This window comes from Vibrio hepatarius (genome assembly GCF_018860525.1).
Lineage (GTDB): Bacteria > Pseudomonadota > Gammaproteobacteria > Enterobacterales > Vibrionaceae > Vibrio > Vibrio hepatarius_B.
In genome coordinates this window covers 41,440-63,570 of record NZ_JAHKPM010000011.1, presented here as the reverse complement: position 1 = coordinate 63,570, position 22,131 = coordinate 41,440, and the positions used below count along the sequence as shown (strand labels likewise).

Sequence of the window (22,131 nt, the reverse complement as noted above, 5' to 3'; positions counted from 1 at the left end):
TTTTGTATCAGCCTCGACTGTTTATTCATCGGCCTTGCTTAATGAAGCAGACTCTTTGGTCGATATTGTTCCCAAGCAATCCAAAATTTTAGCTTCTAATTATCTAACCCAAAGAAAGCTTATGGCCCAATCGGAAAAAGGGCCATCAACCATGTCTCGCGATGATTCAGATACTCGCTTTAGAACCCCTGGAAGCACAATAGACGCACTTAAGATTTTAGCTCAAGCAGAATTTAACCTTAGCAATCCATCTGAATCACTTCGATATATTCAGCAAGCAAAGCAACTGACCGAAGAGTACAAACTGCCTTATTTACGTTTGGAGTTACGTCTACTTGAAATTCGACTCAATTGGAAAATTGAAGGCAGTAATCAATCAATTGAAGCAAACCTCAATCAAGTAGAGCAGGAACTGAGCTCAATACATAACCCCGAGCAACTCGCCAAAGGTCTAAACTATCAACTCACTATGCTAAAAGCAGATATTGCTTCAAGCCAAGATCAAATAAAACGAGCAGAAACATTGTATAAACAAGCGATTCCTTTTGTTGAACAATTAAAAAACAAACAAACTATTATCGCCTATCACATTTCTCTTGGTAAACATTTTCTCAACCATAAAATTTACAATAAAGCGTTATCTGAGCTACTCATTAGTTACTGGGGTGCAATTGAGAATACCTCTGGCTTGCAATTAGCAGAGTCAAACCGCTTAATTGGGCAACTCTTTTATGAACGAAGAGTGCTCGACAAAGCTGCTGATCATTTCTCTCAAGCGGCAGACTTTTATGATAATTATGAAAGCTCACCAATACTGCCTCCAATACTTAAACGCATGGGTGACATCTATTTTGATCAAGGAAAGTATAACCTCGCACTCGTGCATTATTTCAACGCAATCGACCATGAGCGCCTGCAAAACAATATTGAAAATGTAATAGACATTCGTCTTGCTCTCGCTTCAACCTACTTACAATTAGTCAACTTTCCTCTTGCAGATCAATATTTAATTCGCGCTCAAGAGTTGCTAAATTATATTGATATACCCAAGCTACAAGCAAAAGCTTTACTGCTTGAGGCCGGATTAGCGTCACACCAAGGACGACCAAAAGAAGTGGTAGATAAAGCCAATAAGGCGCTCGAGATTGCACTTGAAATGAAGGATCTTAGCTTAGAAAAAAATGCTTACCAAATGCTTAATATAGGTAATGAGCTACTCGAAAATTACCAGCAAGCTCTGCGTTATCTTCAGAAATATAATGCCTTAGCAACTATTGAGCAGCAAGAACTAAACCTTATCAATGAGGACGACTTTAGACAGCAAAAAGATGCCGTCGAACAAACACTTCATCTAGTGGGACAAAAAAAACAACTTAAAGAAGTCAAGAATGAATTCCACAAGTTTCAGAAAATCTCTTTAACTCTATTTGTGACTTGTGCGCTACTTTTTGTATTCTTATTACGTCGTGGACACATCATTACCATCCAAAAAGAAGAGATCGACGACCTCAATAATGAACTTTACGCTCACTCTCGTTCTGGCTTAAAAAATCTTCGTATGCTGAGTGTGAAATTACCTGCATCATTGGAGGCAAGTAGCCACAAGTTTGAAAAATGGCACGTAGGAGATCTTATTCATGAGCCGCTCAGCGACCGATTACGCTTTGTGATGATAGATGCTCCATTTCTACGTAATATGTCTCTACAACGCGGTTATTCGGAAGGACTAAAAATTGAAAAAGATTTTGGTCAATTCCTGAAAGAGAAAATCGAACATCCAGCTCGAATTTACCACTTCTCTGACGCCAATTTGCTTTACATTGAACCTGACAATAGCAATACCACAAAGCCCGAACAAGTATTCGATCAAATACAAACTTGGATAAATGAATTTACTAAAAAGTATGGGCTCGATAATATCATCCGCATCGGAATGGCTGATTATCCATTTTTACCTCGTGCATATACGGCGATAAATGACAAAGAGTTACTCGATATCCTACTCATGTCGACCAGTGTCGCTCGTACACTAAGCATCGAAGAACACACCAGTCAGTGGGTATACCTAAAAGCGATCAAAAATGCTCCAGCGGCAAGTTTAGCGACTGGTAATATCCGCAAAGCTTGCAAGCATTCTATTAATCAAGGGTTGATTAAAGTCCACTCCTCTTATCAAAATGAAGATAATATTAAAAAACTTTTGAAAAGCGGATAAAAATTGACTTCTCAAATAACACTGCTAAACCTATTAATTTACTTTATGATTGATGTATATATATCAATTAGTTAGCCTTTCTTTATCGTTAAAGCATGCTAAGCTTAAATAATTATCTTGTGTGTCGCATACAAGATTAAATACTTTCTCAACTAACCGAATTCACACTAAGAAGTATTGCAGGGAAATTAATTTCTCATCAAGGAGGTCGCTATGATCACTCATATCAGTCCCGCAGGTAGCATGGATCTGCTTTCTCAACTCGAAGTTGAGCGTCTTAAAAAAACTGCCGCTAGTGATCTGTATCAGCTCTACCGAAATTGTACTCTCGCGGTACTCAACTCAGGTAGCCACACAGATAACTCAAAAGAACTACTCGATAGATACAAGTCATTCGACGTCAATGTTGTTCGCCGAGAACGTGGCATCAAGCTTGAGTTAAACAACGCGCCTGAGCATGCATTCGTTGATGGCAATATCATAAAAGGCATCCAAGAACATCTATTCTCAGTTCTACGTGACATTGTATATGTCAATATGCATCTTGCTGACAACCAACGTCTCAACTTAACAAACGCAAGCCACATCACGAACCTAGTATTTGGTATTTTGCGTAATGCAGGTGCTCTAACTCCTGGAATTGAACCAAATCTCATCGTATGTTGGGGAGGACATTCGATAAATGCCAATGAATACCAGTACACTCGTGAAGTCGGACACGAGCTGGGACTTCGGGAACTCAATATTTGCACTGGTTGTGGGCCTGGTGCAATGGAAGGTCCAATGAAAGGAGCGGCAATTGGACATGCCAAACAACGCTACTATGACCAACGTTATCTTGGCCTTACCGAACCATCAATTATTGCTGCTGAGCCACCAAACCCGATAGTCAATGAACTGGTAATTATGCCAGATATCGAAAAAAGGCTAGAAGCCTTCGTGCGTATGGCACATGGTATTGTCATTTTCCCCGGAGGAGCTGGTACTGCAGAGGAACTTCTATACATACTAGGTATTATGATGCATCCAGATAATGCTGAGCAGCCACTTCCGATTGTACTTACTGGACCAAAAGAAAGTGAAGATTACTTCCGCTCAATCGATAAGTTTATCGGTGACACTCTTGGCAAAGATGCACAACGCCATTATGAGATAGTGGTTGATGACCCAGAGAAAGTGGCCAGGATAATGAAAAATACAATGGCTGATGTACGTCAACATAGAAAAGACACAGGGGATGCATATAGCTTTAACTGGTCACTCAAAATAGAACCTGAGTTCCAGCTACCATTTGATCCTACCCATGACAACATGGCTAGCTTGGATTTGCATTTAAACCAGCGCCCAGAAAACCTTTCCGCAGCCCTTCGCCAAGCTTTTTCTGGTATAGTCGCGGGTAATGTAAAAGCTGAAGGCATACGTGAAATTGAACGTCATGGTCCATTTTCTCTTGATGGTGATGCTGCCTTAATGAAGAAAATGGACAAGTTACTAAGAGACTTTGTTGAACAGGATCGTATGAAGCTGCCGGGTGGTAGTGCTTATGAACCATGCTATCAGATCAAAACGATAGACTAGCTAATTCCTATATACTTATACCATACTGAGTCGTATTTTGAGTCTGTTTATCCTATTAGGGTAAACAGACTCTAGCAATCTATATTTCATGCTTTACAATAAGAGCCTTCTCAACCCTTAATTTTGATTTCTATGCCTATCCACCTTGTTATCATCGATGCACTCAACCTTATTCGACGTGTCCATTCGGCCCAGCCCGACCCTGATGATATTACAAGAACTATAACCACGACGACTCGAACTCTCAATAAAATCATCAATGAGTCTCAACCAACTCATATCATTGCCGTTTTTGATCACCACCTTCAGGAAAGAGGATGGCGTGCAGAGCTAATTAGCGAGTATAAAAGTAACCGCAAGCCTATGCCAAAAACACTCTTTGATAGTCTTGATACCATTCAGGAAGCTTGGTGGAAATTAGGTATTGATTCTTTACTTTCATCAGGTGATGAAGCTGACGATCTCATAGCTACATTAGCCGTTAAAGTCGCTAATCGGAATCAAAAAGTCACAATCATTTCAACAGATAAAGGTTACTGCCAGCTACTTTCAGCAAAGCTCCAAATTCGTGATTACTTTCAACATCGTTGGCTTGATGAACCATTTATCGCAAAAGAGTTTGGGGTCAAATCATCACAACTTGCCGATTATTGGGGATTAACGGGAATAAGCTCAAGCCAAGTAACAGGCGTGCCTGGAATTGGTCCTAAAGCGGCGAAAGAGATACTGACAAAATATGTTGATATTGAGCAAGCTTATACCTCTGAAGAGCTCGTCCCAAAGTATCGAAAAAAACTCATGGAACACATTGAGACAGCACGTCGATGTAAATTAGTTTCAGCATTAAAAACAGATGTTGCTCTGGGGTTTAATTTACAAGAAATACGTTATAGTGGCCCAAAAGCTGACTGACCACTATATTCTCAAGCTTTAACAGCTATGCTCTAAAACTTTAACTAATCTGCCGAATAATCCAGTCTATTAGTACGGTGAAATGTTTGAAAGGCAGCGTAAATGTACCGTGATTTCTTCACGATCATGATAAAGATGCTTGGCTTGTAGCTGAAACTTAACCTTGTTCTCAATTAGGAACAGTTTTAGATTTTCTATGTCCTCTAACACTTCATCATAACGGCCTTTCATCGGTAACTTAAGGTTAAAGATTGCTTCTTTTGCCCAACCAGAAATTAACCACTCACCCATAAGTTGGGCTACTCGAGAAGGCTTTTCAACCATATCACATATCAACCATGTGACATTTTTACGTGCTGGTTCAAATTTGAAACCATCTTCCTGATGATGCTTAACTTGACCTGTATCCATCAAACTATCAGCCATCATTCCATTGTCCACCGCATGAACAAACATTGATCGTTTAACCAATTGATAAGTCCAGCCTCCAGGACAAGCCCCTAAATCAACCCCCCACATCCCCGGAGCAAGGCGTTCATCCCATTCTTCACGAGGAATGAAAACATGAAAAGCTTCCTCTAGCTTTAATGTTGAACGACTTGGAGCATCAGATGGAAATTTAAGGCGTGGGATGCCCATAAAGAAAGACGAATTGTTACTAGACAATGAATATCCTACAAAGCAGTGTCCAGGCGCAACAAAACAGATGTGTAACACTGGTTTTTTGGGATTATCTTTAGGAAATAAAATCCCTTTACCACGCATTGCCTGGCGCGCAGGTACAGTGAATTTTCGGCAAAACTTAAGTAATTCTTTTGCTTCATTGGTATCTGGCGTTTCAATACGAATGTCACCACATCGAGGGAAAGCTTCCATGTCGCTCAAGCTTTCCAGAATAGGTGATATACGGTCTTCACGTGGAAGATCCTTAATCTCAGCTGCCACAGCAAACATCTGACGAGCAAAGATCAAAGCCTTAAAGTCAAGCTCTTTCACTAACCGCTCTGCATCACCTTGTTGATAGCATTCAAAAAGTACATAACCTGTATTACTTTTTAAACGAGGGAAGCCAAATACTTCAAGTTGTGTAGCACGGTCCTGAATTTCTCCAGCACACTCTTTTTCAAAACCAGAACGGCAATAGAACATTAAGTGTTTCACTGATCGACCTCTTTAATCTGTAGCGCTGCAAATACAAACAGCCCCCACCCCAGCATAAAGGCTAAACCGCCAAACGGGGTGATAGGCCCAAGCCATTTCACTCCAGTCAATGCTATAGCGTAAAGGCTGCCACTAAAACAAAAGATGCCGATGATAAAGCAATTTGCTGCAAGGGCGAAATACTTTTGTGATTTATCAGTTAGCCGTGTAGCTAACAGGGCTCCACAAACGATAATCGCTAAAGCATGGATAAATTGATATTGAACCCCAGTTTGGAACGTATTAAGCAGTTGGGGGGATAAAACTTTTTGTAAACCGTGAGCGGCAAATGCACCTAATGCAACTCCTAAACCCGCACACGTCCCACCCAAAACAAGCGTAACTTTAGCCTTCACCATATACCTCCAAAATAAAATCCGCTAGAGTTTGAGTAGCTAAAGCAATATTATCCGCCTCTGTTTGGCCAGAACTTTTCCTAGGTTTAAAGCTATGATCGCCATCTGGTATAAATTCAACTCTCACTTTATTTGAAAGCTCAAAGTCATGACATTCTTCACGCTTACCAAACGTATCCCTCTCTCCTTGTAAAATCAGACACTCTTTCTCAAGCGTAGCTAAATGCTCCCCTTTATAATTTTCAGGCTTCCCTGGTGGATGAAACGGAAAACCAAGACAAGCTATCCCTGCAACCTTACTGTCCTGTGATAGTAGGCTCGCCATTCGCCCTCCCATCGATTTTCCACCAATAATTATCCGCTTATCAGCAAATGTTTTGATTATATCCCGATACGAATCCAATAGCTTAGGAGCACGATCTGGTGGACGACGCTTACCATCTTGAGAGCGCTTTACCATGTAAGGAAAATTAAACCGTATGACCTGAATACCCCTTTCCGCTAATCCTTTAGCAATGGTGGCCATAAAGTCATGATTCATATCAGCGCCTGCGCCATGAGCAAAAATAAACAGTGGCTTACCTTTCTCACCATCAATCAAGACATCACTCATCCAACAGTTCCTCCTGTTCACTTTGTGCCTTAGCTAACATCCAATCTCTGAAGGTTGCGATTCTCGCCATATCTGCCTGTTTTTCATGACACACCACATAAAACGCATTCTTAGAGACCAAAACCTGATCCAAAGGTGCAATTAATCTACCTGCTTCCATTTCTGGTTGTGCAAGTACATTATTTCCTAATGCAATCCCCTGACCGTGAGCTGCAGCTTGAAGCACCATAGTAGAATGACTAAAAATAGGCCCATGATTGACATTGATATCCTCGATACCATGCTCTTTGACAAACAGCTTCCAGTCTTTACGGGAAGTATCATGTAACAATGTATGCAGTTTAAGGTCACTTAACCTTGATAATGGTTTATTGCTCAACAATAAAGAGGGAGAACAAAGAGGGATAAGAAATTCTTGATACAGTTTATCGGCGCGAAGGCCAGACCAATTACCACGTCCATAATAAATCGCAACATCCACATCATCGGTCAGAGATCCTTCATCCATATCAACCGCTTTGATACGCACATCAATATCTGGTTCTTGTTGATTAAAGTCAGCCAAACGTGGCACTAACCACTGAATGGCAAAGCTAGGAGGCAAACTAATCGTTAGCGCTCCCTTCTCACTGCGTTCAAGCACTTTATCTGTTGCTTCGGCAAGCGAAGTAAAGATATCTTTGATATCTAGAAAATAACCCTGCCCTTCCTCTGTAAGTAGCAAAGAGCGATTACGTCGCCTAAATAATTTTAGGCCTAAAAACTCTTCTAATGACTTAATTTGGTGGCTTACAGCTGCCTGAGTCACAAATAACTCTTCCGCTGCTCTAGTAAAGCTCAAGTGACGAGCTGCAGCCTCAAACACTTTAAGAGAGTTTAAGGGGGGCAATCTTCTCGACATGATAGTCGTCTCCGGGTAGGATTAGTTTTTTTAATCTGAAACATTATAAAATGTCCATTGCCTCACGGCCAGAGAAATTCTATATTTCTCCGTGCAGCAAGAGCTAGAACGGCTTTATTCCTCTCTGGAATGAATTGGCATATTGTTGCGATGTTGTGTTTGCAGACTCGTATTTCGAGTTAGGTAGATTTCTACCAAGTTTCGCCTCTCTGACTAGAGTCGAAACATATACTTCCTGTATTTATTTTTGACCTGTCTGTCAAATTGTTTAACACCGCCATAAGGCGGTGTTTTTTTATCTGGTCGCCGAGAAAATAATAATCAGCCAAGAAAGTGTATGAAGGGCTAAGTAAAAGCACTAATGCGATTAACCATCAGTGCTTTGAGCAAGAAATTAAGGGCGATATACCTTAACATTGGTAAAGCCTTGCTCTTGAAGATACAGGGCTTGTAATCGACTCATAACGCCGCGATCACAGTAGAGTAAATATGTTTTGCTTTGATCCATATCTCCAAACTGAGTGCTCAGCTTATAGAATGGCAAATGCAACACCTCTACCCCTTCGATCTCCAGTGGACTATTCTCTTCTTCTTCAGGACTACGAATATCAACGACTGTAGCATGTTGCTCCACAGCCTGAACTAGCTCTACCTCAGGTGCCGCCGCTAAAGTTTCTTTCGCTATATCACGAATATCCATCTGGCGAGCATCACGTATGACTGAATTTAAAATATCAAAATCAAATTTTTCTTCTTCTGCTTCCAACTTGGCTTTTATAGCTTTAACTGTCGGTTTCTTAGAAATAACCCCACAATATTCTGGCATTGTTTTAGCAAAATCTTCAGTACCGATATTACGAGCAAGATCAATAATATCTTCTTTATCCCAATTGATCAGTGGACGCAAAATGAGGGTATCAGTCACAGTGTCTATATGACGAAGATTGGTCAGTGTTTGGCTGGATACTTGACCAAGAGCCTCACCTGTTACTAACGCTTGAATATCAAACTTTTCAGCTATCATGCTTGCAGCACGCATGAACATGCGTTTGAGGATAACCCCCATTTGCCCGTCATCAACCTTCTCTAAGATTTCAGCTACAACAGGCTCAAAATCTACAGAAATAAAACGCACCTTGGCTGAGGAGCCGTATTTATTCCATAAGTAATGTGAGACTTGCTTGACCCCAATCTCATGTGCAGGTCCGCCCAAATTAAAAAAGCAATAATGAACCTTAGAGCCACGCTTAATATGAAGATAACTCGACACGCCAGAGTCAAACCCACCAGAAATTAGGCTCAATACATCTTCTTGTGTTCCTAAAGGAAAGCCACCCAAACCTTTATAGCGAGTAATCACCTGATTCAGCTTATCTCCAGAGACCTCAACTTTTATCGTAACATCGGGGTTACGAAGTTTAACACTCGCACTTTCAACCGCCTGATTCAGCCCACCACCAACATAACGCTCTAGCTCAATCGACGTAAAATCATGCTTACCTCGACGCTTAGCACGTACCACGAAAGTTTTACCTTCAATATTTGAACGATTCATTTCTAACACCTGCTCAAAGATGTTATGCAAATCACTAAAATCAGATTGTTTAACTTCTAGAACATGGTGGATACCTGGTGTATGAGTCAAAACTTCAACAGTTTCGTTATAAAAACGATCTGACTCTGCTGTCACTTCAATATGATCACGGCGATTCAATACCGCGACAGATTCAGTGCGACTCTTAATAATATTGCGAATATTACACTCAAGGATCTTTGTGAAGCGCTTACGCACCGATTCACTTTTGACAAAAATTTCAGGATGGGGCTTGACGATAAATTTCATAGTTCACTTCACAACTCAACAGTTTCGCAAATTGGAGTGTTTTCAGGTCGCTCCATAATTTTCTACGAACTCTGCACTCCAAGGGCGCAAGATTATACATGAACTGAAGACCATAAAAAAGGCGAGCCTTTAGCTCGCCATTCCATTTTAGTTAGAGCCAGGCAGAGAAGGCACCTCATCACTGTAAACAGGCTCTCCTTGCATGATGCTTATTTCGACACGGCGATTGCGTGAACGTTGAGCTTCTGTGTCATTCGGCCCTAGTGGTTTAGTATCAGCCATACCGCGTACTTGTAGACGTTGATGAGAAAAGCCGCGTACCTTGTCCATCTCTTGAGCAACTGATACCGCCCTTTGAGCCGAGAGATCCCAATTTGAACGATAAAGTTCAGAATCTAGAGGCTGATTATCTGTATGGCCAGAAACCCGTATAATACCCGGAACATCTTTAACTAAATCGGCTATCTGACGTACCAAGGGACGAAATTTAGGTTGAAGGAAAGCAGAACCTTGAGGGAAAGCACCTTTTTCTCTAATTCGAATATCAATCTGTTGGCCAAGGTTGTCTATCTCTATCGCGCCTTCATCAATTTCACGCTCCAAAGCTTTCTTTATGCTCTCCATCAGAGTTTCCAGTTCCTGCGACATCTCGGCAGATTGTTGCTGCTGGCTTTCCGATTCAGCATTCTGGCTCTCTTGGGTAGACGTATCCGGTGATTTGCCACCCGTCTGTTTGCCCTCATCTTTCTGAGTCCCCCCAGCTCTGTCTGACTCTCCTTCTTGAAACTCTAGAGTTTGCTGGGTAATGTCTATTGTCTGCTGCATGATGACATCAATAGGAGTCGGCTCAGGACGCCCAGGACGAAACTCTTGTGCAATAATGCTGGTACCTTTAGGAATATCTTTCACTTCAAGTCGGTTTTGCACACCGAAGGCAAATTTCATCGAACCCGCTATCTGCTTAAACTTCAATACGTCCATTTCTGAAAAGGACAACAAAAGTACGAAGAAGCACATAAGTAATGACATCAAGTCTGCAAACGTTCCCATCCAAAGCGGTAATCCTGGAGGGGGGCATTTGCACTCTTCTTCTTCCATAACGACTTCCTTTACTCAGCATCTACATCAAGGACGCGCTTACCTTCATTAAGATAATTTTTCAGATAGCCATCTATAACTCGTGGATTTTGCCCATCTTGAATAGCAAGTACACCATCCATGATCAAACGACGATTTAACTTTTCTTGCTCTCGACGTAGTGATAATTTATCGGCAATAGGGAAGAACACCATGTTGGAAAGTATCGCCCCATAGAGTGTGGTAAGAAGTGCAACGGCCATCGCGGGACCTATCGATTTAGGGTCATCCATGTTTGATAGCATGGCAACCAATCCCACCAAAGTACCTATCATGCCCATTGCTGGCGCTACATCACCAAATGCACGAAATACACTGGTGCCAAACTCATGGCGCTCGTCGGTCAGTACAATATCTTTTTGCAAAGCAGCACGCACCACGTCCGCATCATGACCATCAACGAGAAGGTCTATGCCTTTTTGCATAAAGTTGTTGGTAATTTCCATTTCTTCTAGTGCCAGAAAACCACCCTTACGTGCCGCATCTGCCATTTCAACAACCTTCGCAATCAAATCTTCAGGTTCATCAACCTTAAACATGAAAGCTTTACCTGCAATTTTAGCCGCACCAAAAAACTGCCCCATAGTGTACTTCATCAGCACAACGAAGGTAGAACCACCCACAACAATCAGAACTGAGATGACATCAACAAACATCATGATGCTTCCGCCTAAAATCATCGCCATGATGACAAAAGCAAAGCCTCCAATGAGCCCTATCAGCGTTGCTAAATCCACAAAGCACTCCTCATGCTATCTTTACAAGTCCCTGGTAAATTATATCGGCAACACCTTCAGATCTTTAGTCTTTTATTGGTATTACTCTCACACAACTATAGATCTTATCGTAACATAGTAAACCAGCCTCAACCCATGATGCGATCGTTTCAGCACAATATAGTCGCCCATACTCGCTTTTTCGATCAATTTTCCTCGGTTAAATTTGACCATTTTTACCTGCTAAGGTAAGTTTCGTGCATCTTTCAAAATGTAGATAATGTTATGGCGAGCAAGAAACCCGGAAACATGTCCTTTGAAGCCACTATTGAAGAACTTGATTCGATTGTTGAGCACCTCGAAAAAGGCGATTTGGCCCTTGAAGATGCTCTTAAAAAATTTGAACGTGGAATAACGCTTGCTCGTGAAGGACAAACCAAGTTAAATGACGCTGAGCAAAGAGTCAGCATCTTGCTTAACAATGACGATAATGCTCCTCTTACAGAGTTCACAACATCACAGCCAGAATAATCACCACAAAAGAGTTGCTCTTATGCATGAGGCGTTAACCTCTCTACAAAAAAGAAACAATCAGCAGCTAGAATATTGGTTAAGCCAATTGCCGAACCCTGAACAAAATCTGATTGAAGCAATGCACTATGGTTTGCTTTTGGGTGGCAAGCGGGTTCGCCCCTTTTTAGTTTATATTACTGGGCAGATGCTTGGATGTCAGCTTGAAGAGCTCGACACTCCAGCCTGCGCTGTTGAATGTATACACGCATACTCACTTATTCATGATGATTTACCGGCAATGGACAACGATGAGTTACGACGTGGGCAACCAACCTGTCACATTAAGTTTGATGAGTCTACCGCCATTTTAACCGGAGATGCGCTGCAAACGATGGCATTTACGATTCTTTGCGACGGTAAATTGAGCTCTAACGCTGAACATAACCGCATCAAAATGGTCAAGGTACTCGCACAAGCCTCTGGAGCTAATGGCATGTGCTTAGGACAAGCTTTAGACTTAGCGGCCGAAGGTCGACATGTATCATTAGAAGAACTAGAAACCATTCATCGCAATAAGACTGGTGCATTACTAAAATGTGCAATTAGATTGGGAGCTCTCGCTGCTGGTAGCAAAGGCAATGATATTTTACCTCAGTTAGACAAGTATGCCGATGCCATTGGCCTAGCGTTTCAAGTTCAAGACGATATTTTGGACATCATCAGTGATACCCAAACTCTCGGTAAGCCTCAAGGCTCAGATCAAGCTTTAGAAAAAAGCACCTATCCTGCTTTACTCGGTTTGGACGGTGCAGTTAATAAAGCTCACACTCTTTTGACAGAAGCCCTTCAAGCATTAGAAACAATACCCTACAATACAGTATTACTCGAAGAGTTCGCCCGATATGTCATCGAGCGCAAGAACTAAACGATAAGCGCCCTATATATGACTCTTGATATTTCCAAATATCCAACACTGGCATTGGCCAATACACCGGATGAATTGCGTAGCCTTCCTAAAGAAGCGCTACCTACACTATGTGACGAATTACGCACCTATTTACTTAACTCTGTTAGCCAATCAAGCGGCCACCTTGCTTCAGGGCTTGGCACCGTAGAATTGACCGTGGCACTTCATTATGTCTATAACACCCCATTTGACCAACTTGTCTGGGATGTTGGGCACCAAGCTTACCCACATAAAATTCTTACTGGCCGCAGAGACAAAATGCCCAGCATACGTCAAAAAGACGGCTTACATCCCTTTCCATGGCGCGATGAAAGCGAGTATGACACTCTATCAGTAGGCCACTCTTCGACTTCCATCAGTGCTGCACTGGGTATGGCAATTTGCGCGGAAAAAGAACAAAAAAATCGCAAAGTAGTGAGTGTTATTGGTGATGGAGCCATCACTGCGGGTATGGCCTTTGAAGCAATGAACCACGCTGGGGATGTACACTCAGACATGCTGGTGATACTCAACGATAATGAGATGTCAATCTCAGAAAATGTCGGCGCACTCAATAACCATTTAGCCCAATTGCTATCTGGTAGCTTGTATACCTCGATCCGAGAAGGTGGGAAAAAGGTACTCTCAGGGTTACCACCAATCAAAGAGCTTGTCCGCAGAACGGAAGAGCACCTTAAAGGTATGGTTGTACCTGGCACCTTATTTGAAGAACTTGGTTTTAACTATATCGGCCCTGTCGATGGGCATGATGTCTGCGAATTAGCTAAAACGTTAACCAATATGCGAGAGCTTAAAGGGCCGCAGTTCTTACATATCATGACCAAAAAAGGCAAAGGTTACGAACAAGCAGAGAAAGATCCTATTGGCTACCATGCGGTTCCAAAGTTTGATCCTAAACATACTTCCCTACCTAAAACTAAAGGTAGCCAGCCCACTTTCTCAAACATTTTTGGCGACTTTTTATGTGACATGGCTGCGCAAGATCCCAAGCTAATGGCGATTACCCCCGCAATGCGAGAGGGTTCAGGCATGGTACGCTTTTCTAAAGAGTTCCCAGAGCAGTATTTTGATGTTGCGATCGCCGAGCAGCATGCCGTGACTCTTGCAGCCGGAATGGCGATAAGCGGCAACCATCCAATAGTCGCTATATACTCGACATTCTTACAACGTGGCTACGATCAACTCATCCATGACGTCGCTATTATGAATCTGCCGGTTATGTTTGCCATTGACAGAGCAGGCTTAGTTGGTGCTGACGGTCAAACCCATCAAGGCGCTTTTGACTTGAGCTTTATGCGCTGTATACCCAATATGGTGATCATGACACCAAGTGATGAAAATGAATGCCGTCAAATGTTATATACCGGCCATCAACATCAGGGCCCAAGTGCAGTACGCTACCCTAGAGGATCTGGTGCTGGTATAGACGTTGAAAAAGAGTTTACCGCGCAAGACATAGGCAAAGGCCGAGAAATCCGAACGGGCGAGAAAGTCGCCATTCTTAACTTTGGTTCCTTACTAGGCAACGCCCAGCAAGCAGCAGACAACCTCAATGCGACACTTGCCGATATGCGTTTCGTCAAACCTTTAGACAAAGCGCTTATCAAAAAATTGGTCAAAGAACATGATGTTATAGTGACGCTAGAAGAAAATGCTCTCGCGGGTGGCGCCGGCGCTGGTGTGGTTGAATTTATGATGCAAGAAAAGCTGATAAAACCTGTTCTGAATTTAGGTTTGCCGGATAAGTTTATTGCACAAGGAACTCAGCAAGAATTGCACACCGAGCTAGGATTAGATGCACAAGGCATTGAGCAATCGATTCAAGCTTATGTTGAAAAATAGTAAACCCAGTTACGACAAAAGCCCTCTATCGAGGGCTTATCAAGCTATTCATTGGTTGCTATAAACCAACCAAATTCATCGCATATTCTCAACCAAGTTTTGTCTAACTTTGCGCTGATCGATACCTTTTCAGTTGTGTATGGGTGGATGAACTCTATGTTCGATGCATGCAAAAGTAATCGCTGAGAGTCATAGACCTGTCTGAATAATTTGTTATGTTTACCATCACCATGAGTGGTATCACCGACTATGGGGTGACGAAGGTGGGCCATATGTCTCCTCAATTGGTGTTTGCGACCTGTTAGTGGTTTTAACTCCATTAAACAGTATCTAGTAGTAGCAAACTTACCTGTTGAAAAAGGGAGCTCGGTTTGCGCTATCGGGCGATAATCGGTAATCGCTTGTTGCGCCTCTTTTTCTTTACTCGAGTGCTTATCTGCTATTTTGTCGAGTTCTACTTTCAAGTCATAATCTAACCGGCCCGACTCTTCTATCCAGCCACGTACGATCGCATGGTAAGTTTTATTCATCTCATGATTTGCAAACATTGGCATAACCTGAGAAGCAACCTCACCAGATAAAGCAAACATCAGTACACCTGAGGTTGGTCTATCCAAGCGGTGAAGCGGAAAAACATGCTGACCAATTTGGTCACGCAAGGTTTGCATAACAAATTGAGTTTCATGCTTATCAAGCCAGCTGCGGTGCACAAGCATTCCAGCAGGTTTATTGACGGCAACAAAATACTCGTCATGAAAAATAATCTCTAACATTAGACACAAGACTCATCTATGGCATTAATTAAACGAATTAAACAATGATATCCATTATACTCTTTCCAACACTCTTCAAAGTATGGTGTTAGACAAAAGCCTTTAGGTATAGGCATTTGTCCTGCGATTAAATCGTCCATTTTAGGGATAAATATCCACTGTAACCACTCTTGAGGCTCTAAAGTATCCACAGCGAATGGCTGGGTACTTTGTAGTAAGTGCTCACCAGGCCTATTCACCTGCCATAATTGCAACGTTTTTAATAACTGAGTCAATTGCTGCAAAAGTATCGTTAATTGTTGCTTATCTGCCATAAAACCTATGTGTTAACCTTGAAATTACGCCCAAGAATACCATCTATATAGGACATTAAGTTAGGACTATTCAGCGATGGACACCATTCACACTCTCAGCCAGCTTCTCATCAATAGTGATTGCCAATATAAGGTTTATGACCTTGGCCGTCGTATAAGTCGGATCGAAAATAAAATCTTTTCTAATGTCGAGCAAGGCCTTCAGCCCTATCCTTACCCATTGCAACGCAAAGCTCATCTCGCTATTTGTTACTGGAATGAAAGCAAACAGCCTTGGATTTGGTTCTTAAAGTTTGAGCTAGATGAACGAGGACTACTAAAGCAAGCTGATGTAGGTAACTTCCTCAAATACGTGATCGAAGCTATGGGAACACGTCTTAATAATGATATTACGCCAGAACAACAACAAAAATTAGCAAGTAATCCGTATACGTTTAAACCTGCTGAAGACAAAATGGCAGTGTTCCATAGCCAGATTCGAGCCCAACTTTCTCTTCCTTGTAGCCAGTATTACGAGCATGCACAACACTACTTTTCAGGTGGGTTAGGCTGGGATAAATGGCAAACGATAGGGCTGCAAGGTGTAACTGATATCTGTGCTCGTTTGACTAAAGAGCAAAACAGTAACCATTTACGTAAAGCGATAAAGCAATTACCAAACGAACCACTTTACGCACTTTTGGGAGCACTTGAGCATACTCATTTACCTGACAAACTCGCGGATCGACTGCAAGAATTCACTTTTGAAAAAATGGCTGATGACAACCCAGATATATTCCTGATTGGTGCATTAATTAGAGCACTTTCTGGCGCAGAGCATGAGTATTCAAATCCAGTGATTGAAAGAGCTTTAGCATCGCCACGTCTAAGCCATCAAGAAATTCTAATTGGGATTGCAGGACGAAATTGGCACCTACTGACCAATCCAGATCTGGCTGAGAATTTTTTACTCCGGTTAGCACAAACTGGCAATCAGTCTCTATTTAACCAATTATTTTCAGATCTCGTCATGCTACCTGAATTGAGATTGGTTTTACTGCCACGACTCCACTCTACACCATCTCAGGAGTTAGCAAAGGCACTCACTCAGCTCCAGCAAACAACAAAAGGTTAGACTATGATCGGCAATCTTTTGGCAATTTTAGCCTTGTGCTTCATAGCACTTGTATTTTGGCAACAGAGGCGTCAAGCCGAATTGGCAAAAACTATAGCAACCAATAAGTGCAAACAGCTTGAGTTACAGCTGCTCACTGTCGCTTTGAAAGGGCATAAAACTAAAATGCCTGATGGTAGCTGGTATTGGCACTCTATTTATCAATTTGAATTTTCTTCACTTGGAGACGATTGCTACCAAGGTGAAATCATAATGCGCGGCTTTCAATTGATTAAAGTGCAGCTCCCACCTCATAGGATGTAAACATATATTGTAGGCATGCTGGATTGGGATAAACACTATCACTTAGTCGCTCAAAACCAAGTTTCTCTACAATACGAATTGACGGTATATGGTTACAATCAACAGTTGTAACCAGCTGACGTAAATTGAGATCGAGCAAGGCTTTAGGTAGAAAGGCTTTTAAAACCTCACTACCTATTCCTTGACCCCAATATGCTTTATCAAATAAGAACCCCAATTCAGGGCTCTCACCTAAACGATAAATACATACATGACCAATGTAATCGCGTGAATGGTTATCTAGCACAGCTAAGGCATATATTGTAGGATCATGAAGAATACGTTGAAAAAGCGGCTTTGCTGAAGAAACCGTATGGTAATCATCCATTTGAATCCGATTCATAGTGCAATAGCTCAACATTAAGAATTCGGACTGTAATGACTCATTATAAGGGACAAGCAAAGTACGGTGAGTTGCAATAATCATAGCTTCCCCCTTTTTGATCGCGTGCCCCCTGTATACAGGGGGCACTTTCATTTCTCAGTAGAAAAATCTGAGGTTAATACCAACTAAATTATTTATTGTTATAGTATTTTATTTTTGACGCTGTTAGCTTCAATTATGTTTAAGTTAAAATGAACCTCTAGTACTCGCGCACCTTGATATTCACATACCTAATTTTCAGCCTAGCCACTATGCAGTACTTATTACCCAGATGTAAATTATTTTTTACTTTTAAGTATCAGTACCCTAGCGGCAGTTATACTTTATCGTAAACAGTAATCTAAACAATGTTAAAAATAACCTTTATGTTGATATTGTTTTTATCATAAAAAAAATAATCTTTATAATACAGATAGATACGATAGACATAAGTTTATACTAATGACAAAACTAAATTTTATCTTACAGGGACTATAAGAGATCTCTCACACGCTAAAACAGCAACTTCTATTCGCGTTCATCTAAAAGGATCAGTATTATTAGAGCTCATCACATTAAGGAGGTTATATGCTTACTCAGGATGTCAGTAACGAGCTAGAAAGAGTCTTACAGCAGCTAAGCTTTGAGGGTAAAGAGCCGACCGTTGCACTCGTGAAATCGCGCTTAAATACAGTCGTTCCCATACCAGTATTAATCACGGTAATTAAAAGTTGGAAGCATTCTAACCTTATTCCTAAAGTTGAAGTGGCTGCTAAAAATCATAGCGATAGAGATAAAATCGCGCAACTAGAGAAGCAAGTTACAAACTTAACGCAAAGAATAGAAAAATTAGAGCAGAAGATGAGTAATGTTTAGTATGGCTTATCAGAGTATATGGCCTAAATGGACAGGTATAAATTTCAAATAAAAAAGGCTTAGCAATATGCCAAGCCTTTCCATTATTTAATAGGTAGTATTACCAGCCCGTAACTTCACGTAAGCCTTTACCTATATCGGCTAGTGATTTTACAGTCTTAACACCAGCCGCTTCTAATGCAGCAAACTTATCTTCTGCGGTACCTTTACCACCAGAGATGATTGCACCAGCATGGCCCATACGCTTGCCTGGAGGAGCAGTAACACCGGCAATATATGAAACAACAGGCTTAGTGACATTTTCTTTAATAAACGCTGCTGCTTCTTCTTCTGCTGTACCACCGATCTCACCAATCATAACAATGGCTTCAGTTTCTGGGTCTTCTTGGAATAACTTAAGGATATCAATAAAGTTTGAACCTGGAATTGGGTCACCACCAATACCAACACATGTTGACTGACCAAAGCCTTCATCTGTGGTTTGTTTAACCGCTTCGTACGTTAAAGTACCAGAACGAGAAACTATACCTACTTTACCCTTCTTATGAATGTGACCTGGCATAATACCAATCTTACACTCATCAGGAGTAATAAGACCTGGGCAGTTAGGTCCAATCATACGAACGCCTGTTTCTTCTAACTTCACTTTTACGTCAATCATATCCGTTGTAGGGATACCTTCAGTAATGGTGACAATTAGTTCAATACCAGCATCAATTGCTTCTAGAATCGCATCTTTACAGAAAGGTGCAGGAACGTAAATAACGGTTGCTGTTGCACCAGTCGCTTCTACTGCTTCACGCACTGTATTAAATACAGGAAGATCAAGGTGAGTTTGACCACCTTTACCAGGAGAAACACCGCCAACCATTTGCGTACCGTATGCGATAGCTTGCTCTGAGTGGAATGTACCTTGGCCGCCAGTGAAACCCTGACAGATTACTTTAGTGTCTTTGTTAATTAATACAGACATTATTTAGCCTCCGCAGCAGCAACAACTTTCTGAGCAGCGTCTGTGAGAGACTCAGCTGCAATGATATCAACATCAGAATTCGCAAGAACTTTACGACCTAGATCTGCGTTAGTACCTTCTAAACGAACAACAACAGGTACACTTACACCGACCTCTTTCACTGCACCGATAATACCTTCTGCAATCATGTCACAACGAACAATACCGCCGAAAATGTTAACAAGAACAGCTTTCACATTGTCATCAGACAAAATGATTTTAAATGCTTCTGCAACACGTTCTTTAGTTGCGCCACCACCAACATCTAGGAAGTTAGCTGGCTTGCCACCGTGCAGATTTACAATATCCATCGTGCCCATCGCAAGGCCTGCACCGTTAACCATACAGCCAACGTTGCCATCTAGTGCTACGTAGTTCAGTTCCCACTGAGCTGCGTGCGCTTCACGCTCATCTTCCTGTGAAGGATCATGCATTTCACGAAGCTTTGGCTGACGATACATTGCGTTTGAGTCAATGTTGATCTTGCCGTCAAGACAAAGAAGATTGCCTTCACCAGTAATGACAAGCGGGTTGATTTCTAATAGAGCTAGATCGTACTGAGAGAACATTTCACCAAGACCCATAAAAATCTTAACGAACTGTTTGATTTGATCACCAACTAGACCTAGTTTAAATGCAAGCTCACGACCTTGGTAAGCTTGTGGACCAACAAGAGGGTCGATCGCTGATTGATGAATCAACTCTGGAGTTTCTTCAGCTATCTTCTCAATGTCCACACCACCTTCAGTTGATGCCATAAATACGATTTTTCGAGTTGCGCGGTCAACAACAGCACCTAGGTAAAGTTCGTTAGCAATGTTAGATGCTTCTTCAACAAGAATTTTAGTGACTGGCTGACCATTGGCGTCTGTTTGGTAAGTCACTAGGTTTTTACCTAGCCACTTTTGAGCAAACTCTTTAACGCCTTCTTTAGTGTCATGTAACTCAACGCCGCCCGCTTTACCGCGGCCACCAGCGTGAACCTGACATTTAACGACTTTCTTTTCTGTTGAGATACGACCGGCAGCATCAAATGCTTCTTGAGGTGTATCACAGGCGAAGCCTTCTGGTACAGGCAAACCGAATTCTGCGAACAGCTGTTTGGCTTGATATTCATGCAAATTCATTTTGTTATTCCGCTTATTTTCCCTTGAGGGGTTATTATGTCCATGACGTTTTAACATGATGGATAAAACGTCTGTAGGGTCTTCTCAAGTAAATCGCTAATTATTGTAGCGCTTCAAATGAAGGCGGAACCTTGAGTATGTTCCGCCTTAAACACTATTGTCACCTGATTAGTCGACTAATCAGGTGCAAAAGTCAATTACACGTCTAGAAGTAGGCGTGTAGGATCTTCCAGTAGCTCTTTGATTGTCACCAAAAAGCCAACAGACTCACGACCATCAATCAAGCGATGATCGTAAGAAAGTGCTAGGTACATCATAGGAAGGATTTCTACTTTTCCATTCACAGCCATTGGGCGGTCTTGGATTTTGTGCATACCCAGTATCGCAGATTGAGGTGGGTTGATAATAGGTGTAGACATTAATGAACCAAACACACCACCATTGGTAATGGTAAAGTTGCCACCTATTAAATCATCAACAGTCAATTTACCATCACGACCTTTGATAGCGAGATCTTTGATGCCTTTTTCAATATCAGAAAAGCCTAATGTGTCGCAATCTTTTAGAACTGGAGTCACCAAACCACGGGGGGTAGATACTGCCATACTGATATCAAAATAGTTGTGGTAAACAATATCTTCACCATCAATTGACGCGTTAACTTCAGGATACCGCTTTAGAGCTTCAGTCACAGCTTTTACATAGAAAGACATAAAGCCAAGACGAATACCATGACGCTCTTCAAATTGGTCTTTGTATTGCTTACGAAGATCCATAATCGGCTTCATATTCACTTCGTTAAAAGTGGTCAACATAGCTGTGCTGTTTTTCGCTTCAAGCAGACGATTTGCAACCGTCTTACGCAAACGCGTCATTGGTACACGCTTTTGGCTACGAGCCGCTGCAGGTGCTTCAACTGCAGGTGTTGAACCCGATTTAGGTGCCGACTTAGCGTTAGCAATATGGGCTTCTATATCTTCACGGGTAATACGCCCGCCAACACCTGTACCTTTAACTTGACTTGCATCTAAACTATGTTCTGCAAGTAAACGACGTACTGCTGGACTAAGGGCGTCATTGCTTTCCTCAGTAAGAGAAGCTGTATGGCGTTTATCTGGGGATGATTCTGCTTCCTCAGCCTTGTCTTGTGTAGGTTCGCCAGCAACTGCACCAGGGTTAAGCTTAGCTATTAGTTGCTTAGAAAGTACTGTCGCACCTTCTTCTTCTATTATCGCTTCTAGAACACCAGCTTCAGGAGCAGGCACTTCCAAAACAACTTTGTCCGTTTCGATATCAACCAGTATCTCATCACGCTCTATCGCATCGCCTGGTTTCTTGTGCCATGTTGCTACTGTCGCATCTGCAACAGATTCAGGTAAATCTGGAACCAGAATTTCAATTGTCATATCTGTTTCT

General features: G+C 41.8%; 22 protein-coding genes. 9 read left to right on the top strand and 13 right to left on the bottom strand.

Translation table 11 applies throughout. The annotated features are described in order from the left end of the window. The 3 genes from KO511_RS03630 to xni all read left to right on the top strand — a co-directional run. A partial coding sequence (locus tag KO511_RS03630) for a tetratricopeptide repeat protein (protein WP_252724232.1) occupies positions 1-2,215 on the top strand: 2,215 nt, incomplete at its 5' end. Positions 2,216-2,428: 213 nt separating this feature from the next. Then, complete coding sequence (gene ppnN / locus KO511_RS03625; protein ID WP_215986105.1) at positions 2,429-3,793, top strand: nucleotide 5'-monophosphate nucleosidase PpnN; 1,365 nt, start codon at positions 2,429-2,431, stop codon at positions 3,791-3,793. A 132-nt stretch (positions 3,794-3,925) separates the two neighbouring features. Then, positions 3,926-4,705, top strand: coding sequence for a flap endonuclease Xni (gene xni, locus KO511_RS03620; protein ID WP_215986104.1), 780 nt, complete (start codon positions 3,926-3,928; stop codon positions 4,703-4,705). A gap of 69 nt (positions 4,706-4,774) precedes the next feature. Here xni and rlmM read toward each other — a convergent pair whose 3' ends face one another. The 7 genes from rlmM to pomA all read right to left on the bottom strand — a co-directional run bounded on the left by rlmM (position 4,775) and on the right by pomA (position 11,492). Then, complete coding sequence (rlmM, locus tag KO511_RS03615) at positions 4,775-5,866, bottom strand: 23S rRNA (cytidine(2498)-2'-O)-methyltransferase RlmM (RefSeq protein ID WP_215986103.1); 1,092 nt, start codon at positions 5,864-5,866, stop codon at positions 4,775-4,777. Then, positions 5,863-6,264, bottom strand: a complete 402-nt coding sequence (locus KO511_RS03610) for a DUF423 domain-containing protein (protein WP_252724231.1) — start codon at positions 6,262-6,264, stop codon at positions 5,863-5,865. Before KO511_RS03610 ends, rlmM begins: the two co-directional genes overlap by 4 nt. Continuing rightward, positions 6,251-6,874, bottom strand: a complete 624-nt coding sequence (locus tag KO511_RS03605) for an alpha/beta fold hydrolase (RefSeq protein ID WP_215986102.1) — start codon at positions 6,872-6,874, stop codon at positions 6,251-6,253. The genes KO511_RS03610 and KO511_RS03605 overlap by 14 nt, the downstream gene beginning before the upstream one ends. Beyond that, a complete protein-coding gene (locus tag KO511_RS03600; protein ID WP_215986101.1) occupies positions 6,867-7,775 on the bottom strand; it encodes a transcriptional regulator GcvA in 909 nt (302 codons plus the stop codon). Before KO511_RS03600 ends, KO511_RS03605 begins: the two co-directional genes overlap by 8 nt. A gap of 394 nt (positions 7,776-8,169) precedes the next feature. Then, complete coding sequence (gene thiI, locus KO511_RS03595; protein WP_215986100.1) at positions 8,170-9,618, bottom strand: tRNA uracil 4-sulfurtransferase ThiI; 1,449 nt, start codon at positions 9,616-9,618, stop codon at positions 8,170-8,172. Between the two features lie 147 nt (positions 9,619-9,765). After that, complete coding sequence (locus tag KO511_RS03590) at positions 9,766-10,716, bottom strand: flagellar motor protein MotB (protein ID WP_125322183.1); 951 nt, start codon at positions 10,714-10,716, stop codon at positions 9,766-9,768. 11 nt (positions 10,717-10,727) lie between these two features. Continuing rightward, the gene (gene pomA / locus KO511_RS03585; RefSeq protein ID WP_125322184.1) at positions 10,728-11,492 is read right to left on the bottom strand and encodes a flagellar motor protein PomA; all 765 of its coding nucleotides are present in this window, start codon (positions 11,490-11,492) and stop codon (positions 10,728-10,730) included. Positions 11,493-11,756: 264 nt separating this feature from the next. Between pomA and xseB the strand changes: the two genes are divergently transcribed. From xseB to dxs, 3 genes are read left to right on the top strand one after another with little or no spacing between them, the layout of a single operon-like run. Continuing rightward, complete coding sequence (gene xseB / locus KO511_RS03580; RefSeq protein WP_215986099.1) at positions 11,757-12,002, top strand: exodeoxyribonuclease VII small subunit; 246 nt, start codon at positions 11,757-11,759, stop codon at positions 12,000-12,002. Positions 12,003-12,024: 22 nt separating this feature from the next. After that, complete coding sequence (gene ispA, locus KO511_RS03575; RefSeq protein WP_215986098.1) at positions 12,025-12,909, top strand: (2E,6E)-farnesyl diphosphate synthase; 885 nt, start codon at positions 12,025-12,027, stop codon at positions 12,907-12,909. An 18-nt stretch (positions 12,910-12,927) separates the two neighbouring features. Further along, positions 12,928-14,793 (top strand): 1-deoxy-D-xylulose-5-phosphate synthase, encoded by a 1,866-nt coding sequence (gene dxs / locus KO511_RS03570; protein WP_171360037.1) that lies wholly within the window; start codon positions 12,928-12,930, stop codon positions 14,791-14,793. Between the two features lie 44 nt (positions 14,794-14,837). Here the strand turns inward: dxs and truC are convergent, their stop codons facing one another. Together truC and KO511_RS03560 are read right to left on the bottom strand one after the other, a co-directional pair. After that, the gene (truC, locus tag KO511_RS03565; RefSeq protein ID WP_215986097.1) at positions 14,838-15,566 is read right to left on the bottom strand and encodes a tRNA pseudouridine(65) synthase TruC; all 729 of its coding nucleotides are present in this window, start codon (positions 15,564-15,566) and stop codon (positions 14,838-14,840) included. Then, positions 15,566-15,880, bottom strand: a complete 315-nt coding sequence (locus KO511_RS03560) for a YqcC family protein (RefSeq protein ID WP_215986096.1) — start codon at positions 15,878-15,880, stop codon at positions 15,566-15,568. Before KO511_RS03560 ends, truC begins: the two co-directional genes overlap by 1 nt. Before the next feature lie 76 nt (positions 15,881-15,956). Here KO511_RS03560 and KO511_RS03555 point away from each other — a divergent pair, with 76 nt between their 5' ends. Together KO511_RS03555 and KO511_RS03550 are read left to right on the top strand one after the other, a co-directional pair. Then, positions 15,957-16,994, top strand: a complete 1,038-nt coding sequence (locus KO511_RS03555; RefSeq protein ID WP_215986095.1) for a DUF3549 family protein — start codon at positions 15,957-15,959, stop codon at positions 16,992-16,994. A gap of 3 nt (positions 16,995-16,997) precedes the next feature. Continuing rightward, complete coding sequence (locus KO511_RS03550; RefSeq protein WP_215986094.1) at positions 16,998-17,297, top strand: DUF3301 domain-containing protein; 300 nt, start codon at positions 16,998-17,000, stop codon at positions 17,295-17,297. On the opposite strand, the gene KO511_RS03545 is transcribed toward KO511_RS03550, so the two are convergent. Then, complete coding sequence (locus KO511_RS03545) at positions 17,266-17,763, bottom strand: GNAT family N-acetyltransferase (RefSeq protein WP_215986093.1); 498 nt, start codon at positions 17,761-17,763, stop codon at positions 17,266-17,268. The genes KO511_RS03550 and KO511_RS03545 overlap by 32 nt on opposite strands. Before the next feature lie 525 nt (positions 17,764-18,288). Between KO511_RS03545 and KO511_RS03540 the strand changes: the two genes are divergently transcribed. After that, complete coding sequence (locus KO511_RS03540) at positions 18,289-18,576, top strand: hypothetical protein (RefSeq protein WP_215986092.1); 288 nt, start codon at positions 18,289-18,291, stop codon at positions 18,574-18,576. A 100-nt stretch (positions 18,577-18,676) separates the two neighbouring features. Here the strand turns inward: KO511_RS03540 and sucD are convergent, their stop codons facing one another. The 3 genes from sucD to odhB all read right to left on the bottom strand — a co-directional run bounded on the left by sucD (position 18,677) and on the right by odhB (position 22,121). Then, positions 18,677-19,549 carry a succinate--CoA ligase subunit alpha gene (gene sucD / locus KO511_RS03535; protein WP_171360044.1) on the bottom strand — a complete coding sequence of 291 codons (873 nt, stop codon included), beginning with the start codon at positions 19,547-19,549 and terminating at the stop codon, positions 18,677-18,679. Further along, positions 19,549-20,715, bottom strand: a complete 1,167-nt coding sequence (sucC, locus tag KO511_RS03530; RefSeq protein ID WP_125320693.1) for an ADP-forming succinate--CoA ligase subunit beta — start codon at positions 20,713-20,715, stop codon at positions 19,549-19,551. The genes sucD and sucC overlap by 1 nt, the downstream gene beginning before the upstream one ends. A gap of 197 nt (positions 20,716-20,912) precedes the next feature. Beyond that, positions 20,913-22,121 carry a 2-oxoglutarate dehydrogenase complex dihydrolipoyllysine-residue succinyltransferase gene (gene odhB / locus KO511_RS03525; RefSeq protein ID WP_215986091.1) on the bottom strand — a complete coding sequence of 403 codons (1,209 nt, stop codon included), beginning with the start codon at positions 22,119-22,121 and terminating at the stop codon, positions 20,913-20,915. Between the last annotated feature and the right edge of the window lie 10 nt (positions 22,122-22,131).

Coding starts and splice junctions, on each gene's coding strand:
- KO511_RS03560 (WP_215986096.1), bottom strand. CDS start 15,880: ATGGCAGATAAGCAACAATTAACGATACTTTTGCAGCAATTGACTCAG.
- KO511_RS03555 (WP_215986095.1), top strand. CDS start 15,957: ATGGACACCATTCACACTCTCAGCCAGCTTCTCATCAATAGTGATTGC.
- KO511_RS03540 (WP_215986092.1), top strand. CDS start 18,289: ATGCTTACTCAGGATGTCAGTAACGAGCTAGAAAGAGTCTTACAGCAG.
- KO511_RS03550 (WP_215986094.1), top strand. CDS start 16,998: ATGATCGGCAATCTTTTGGCAATTTTAGCCTTGTGCTTCATAGCACTT.
- xseB (WP_215986099.1), top strand. CDS start 11,757: ATGGCGAGCAAGAAACCCGGAAACATGTCCTTTGAAGCCACTATTGAA.
- xni (WP_215986104.1), top strand. CDS start 3,926: ATGCCTATCCACCTTGTTATCATCGATGCACTCAACCTTATTCGACGT.
- KO511_RS03600 (WP_215986101.1), bottom strand. CDS start 7,775: ATGTCGAGAAGATTGCCCCCCTTAAACTCTCTTAAAGTGTTTGAGGCT.
- sucD (WP_171360044.1), bottom strand. CDS start 19,549: ATGTCTGTATTAATTAACAAAGACACTAAAGTAATCTGTCAGGGTTTC.
- odhB (WP_215986091.1), bottom strand. CDS start 22,121: ATGACAATTGAAATTCTGGTTCCAGATTTACCTGAATCTGTTGCAGAT.
- truC (WP_215986097.1), bottom strand. CDS start 15,566: ATGTTAGAGATTATTTTTCATGACGAGTATTTTGTTGCCGTCAATAAA.
- KO511_RS03610 (WP_252724231.1), bottom strand. CDS start 6,264: ATGGTGAAGGCTAAAGTTACGCTTGTTTTGGGTGGGACGTGTGCGGGT.
- sucC (WP_125320693.1), bottom strand. CDS start 20,715: ATGAATTTGCATGAATATCAAGCCAAACAGCTGTTCGCAGAATTCGGT.
- KO511_RS03545 (WP_215986093.1), bottom strand. CDS start 17,763: ATGATTATTGCAACTCACCGTACTTTGCTTGTCCCTTATAATGAGTCA.
- ppnN (WP_215986105.1), top strand. CDS start 2,429: ATGATCACTCATATCAGTCCCGCAGGTAGCATGGATCTGCTTTCTCAA.
- dxs (WP_171360037.1), top strand. CDS start 12,928: ATGACTCTTGATATTTCCAAATATCCAACACTGGCATTGGCCAATACA.
- thiI (WP_215986100.1), bottom strand. CDS start 9,618: ATGAAATTTATCGTCAAGCCCCATCCTGAAATTTTTGTCAAAAGTGAA.
- ispA (WP_215986098.1), top strand. CDS start 12,025: ATGCATGAGGCGTTAACCTCTCTACAAAAAAGAAACAATCAGCAGCTA.
- KO511_RS03590 (WP_125322183.1), bottom strand. CDS start 10,716: ATGGAAGAAGAAGAGTGCAAATGCCCCCCTCCAGGATTACCGCTTTGG.
- KO511_RS03605 (WP_215986102.1), bottom strand. CDS start 6,874: ATGAGTGATGTCTTGATTGATGGTGAGAAAGGTAAGCCACTGTTTATT.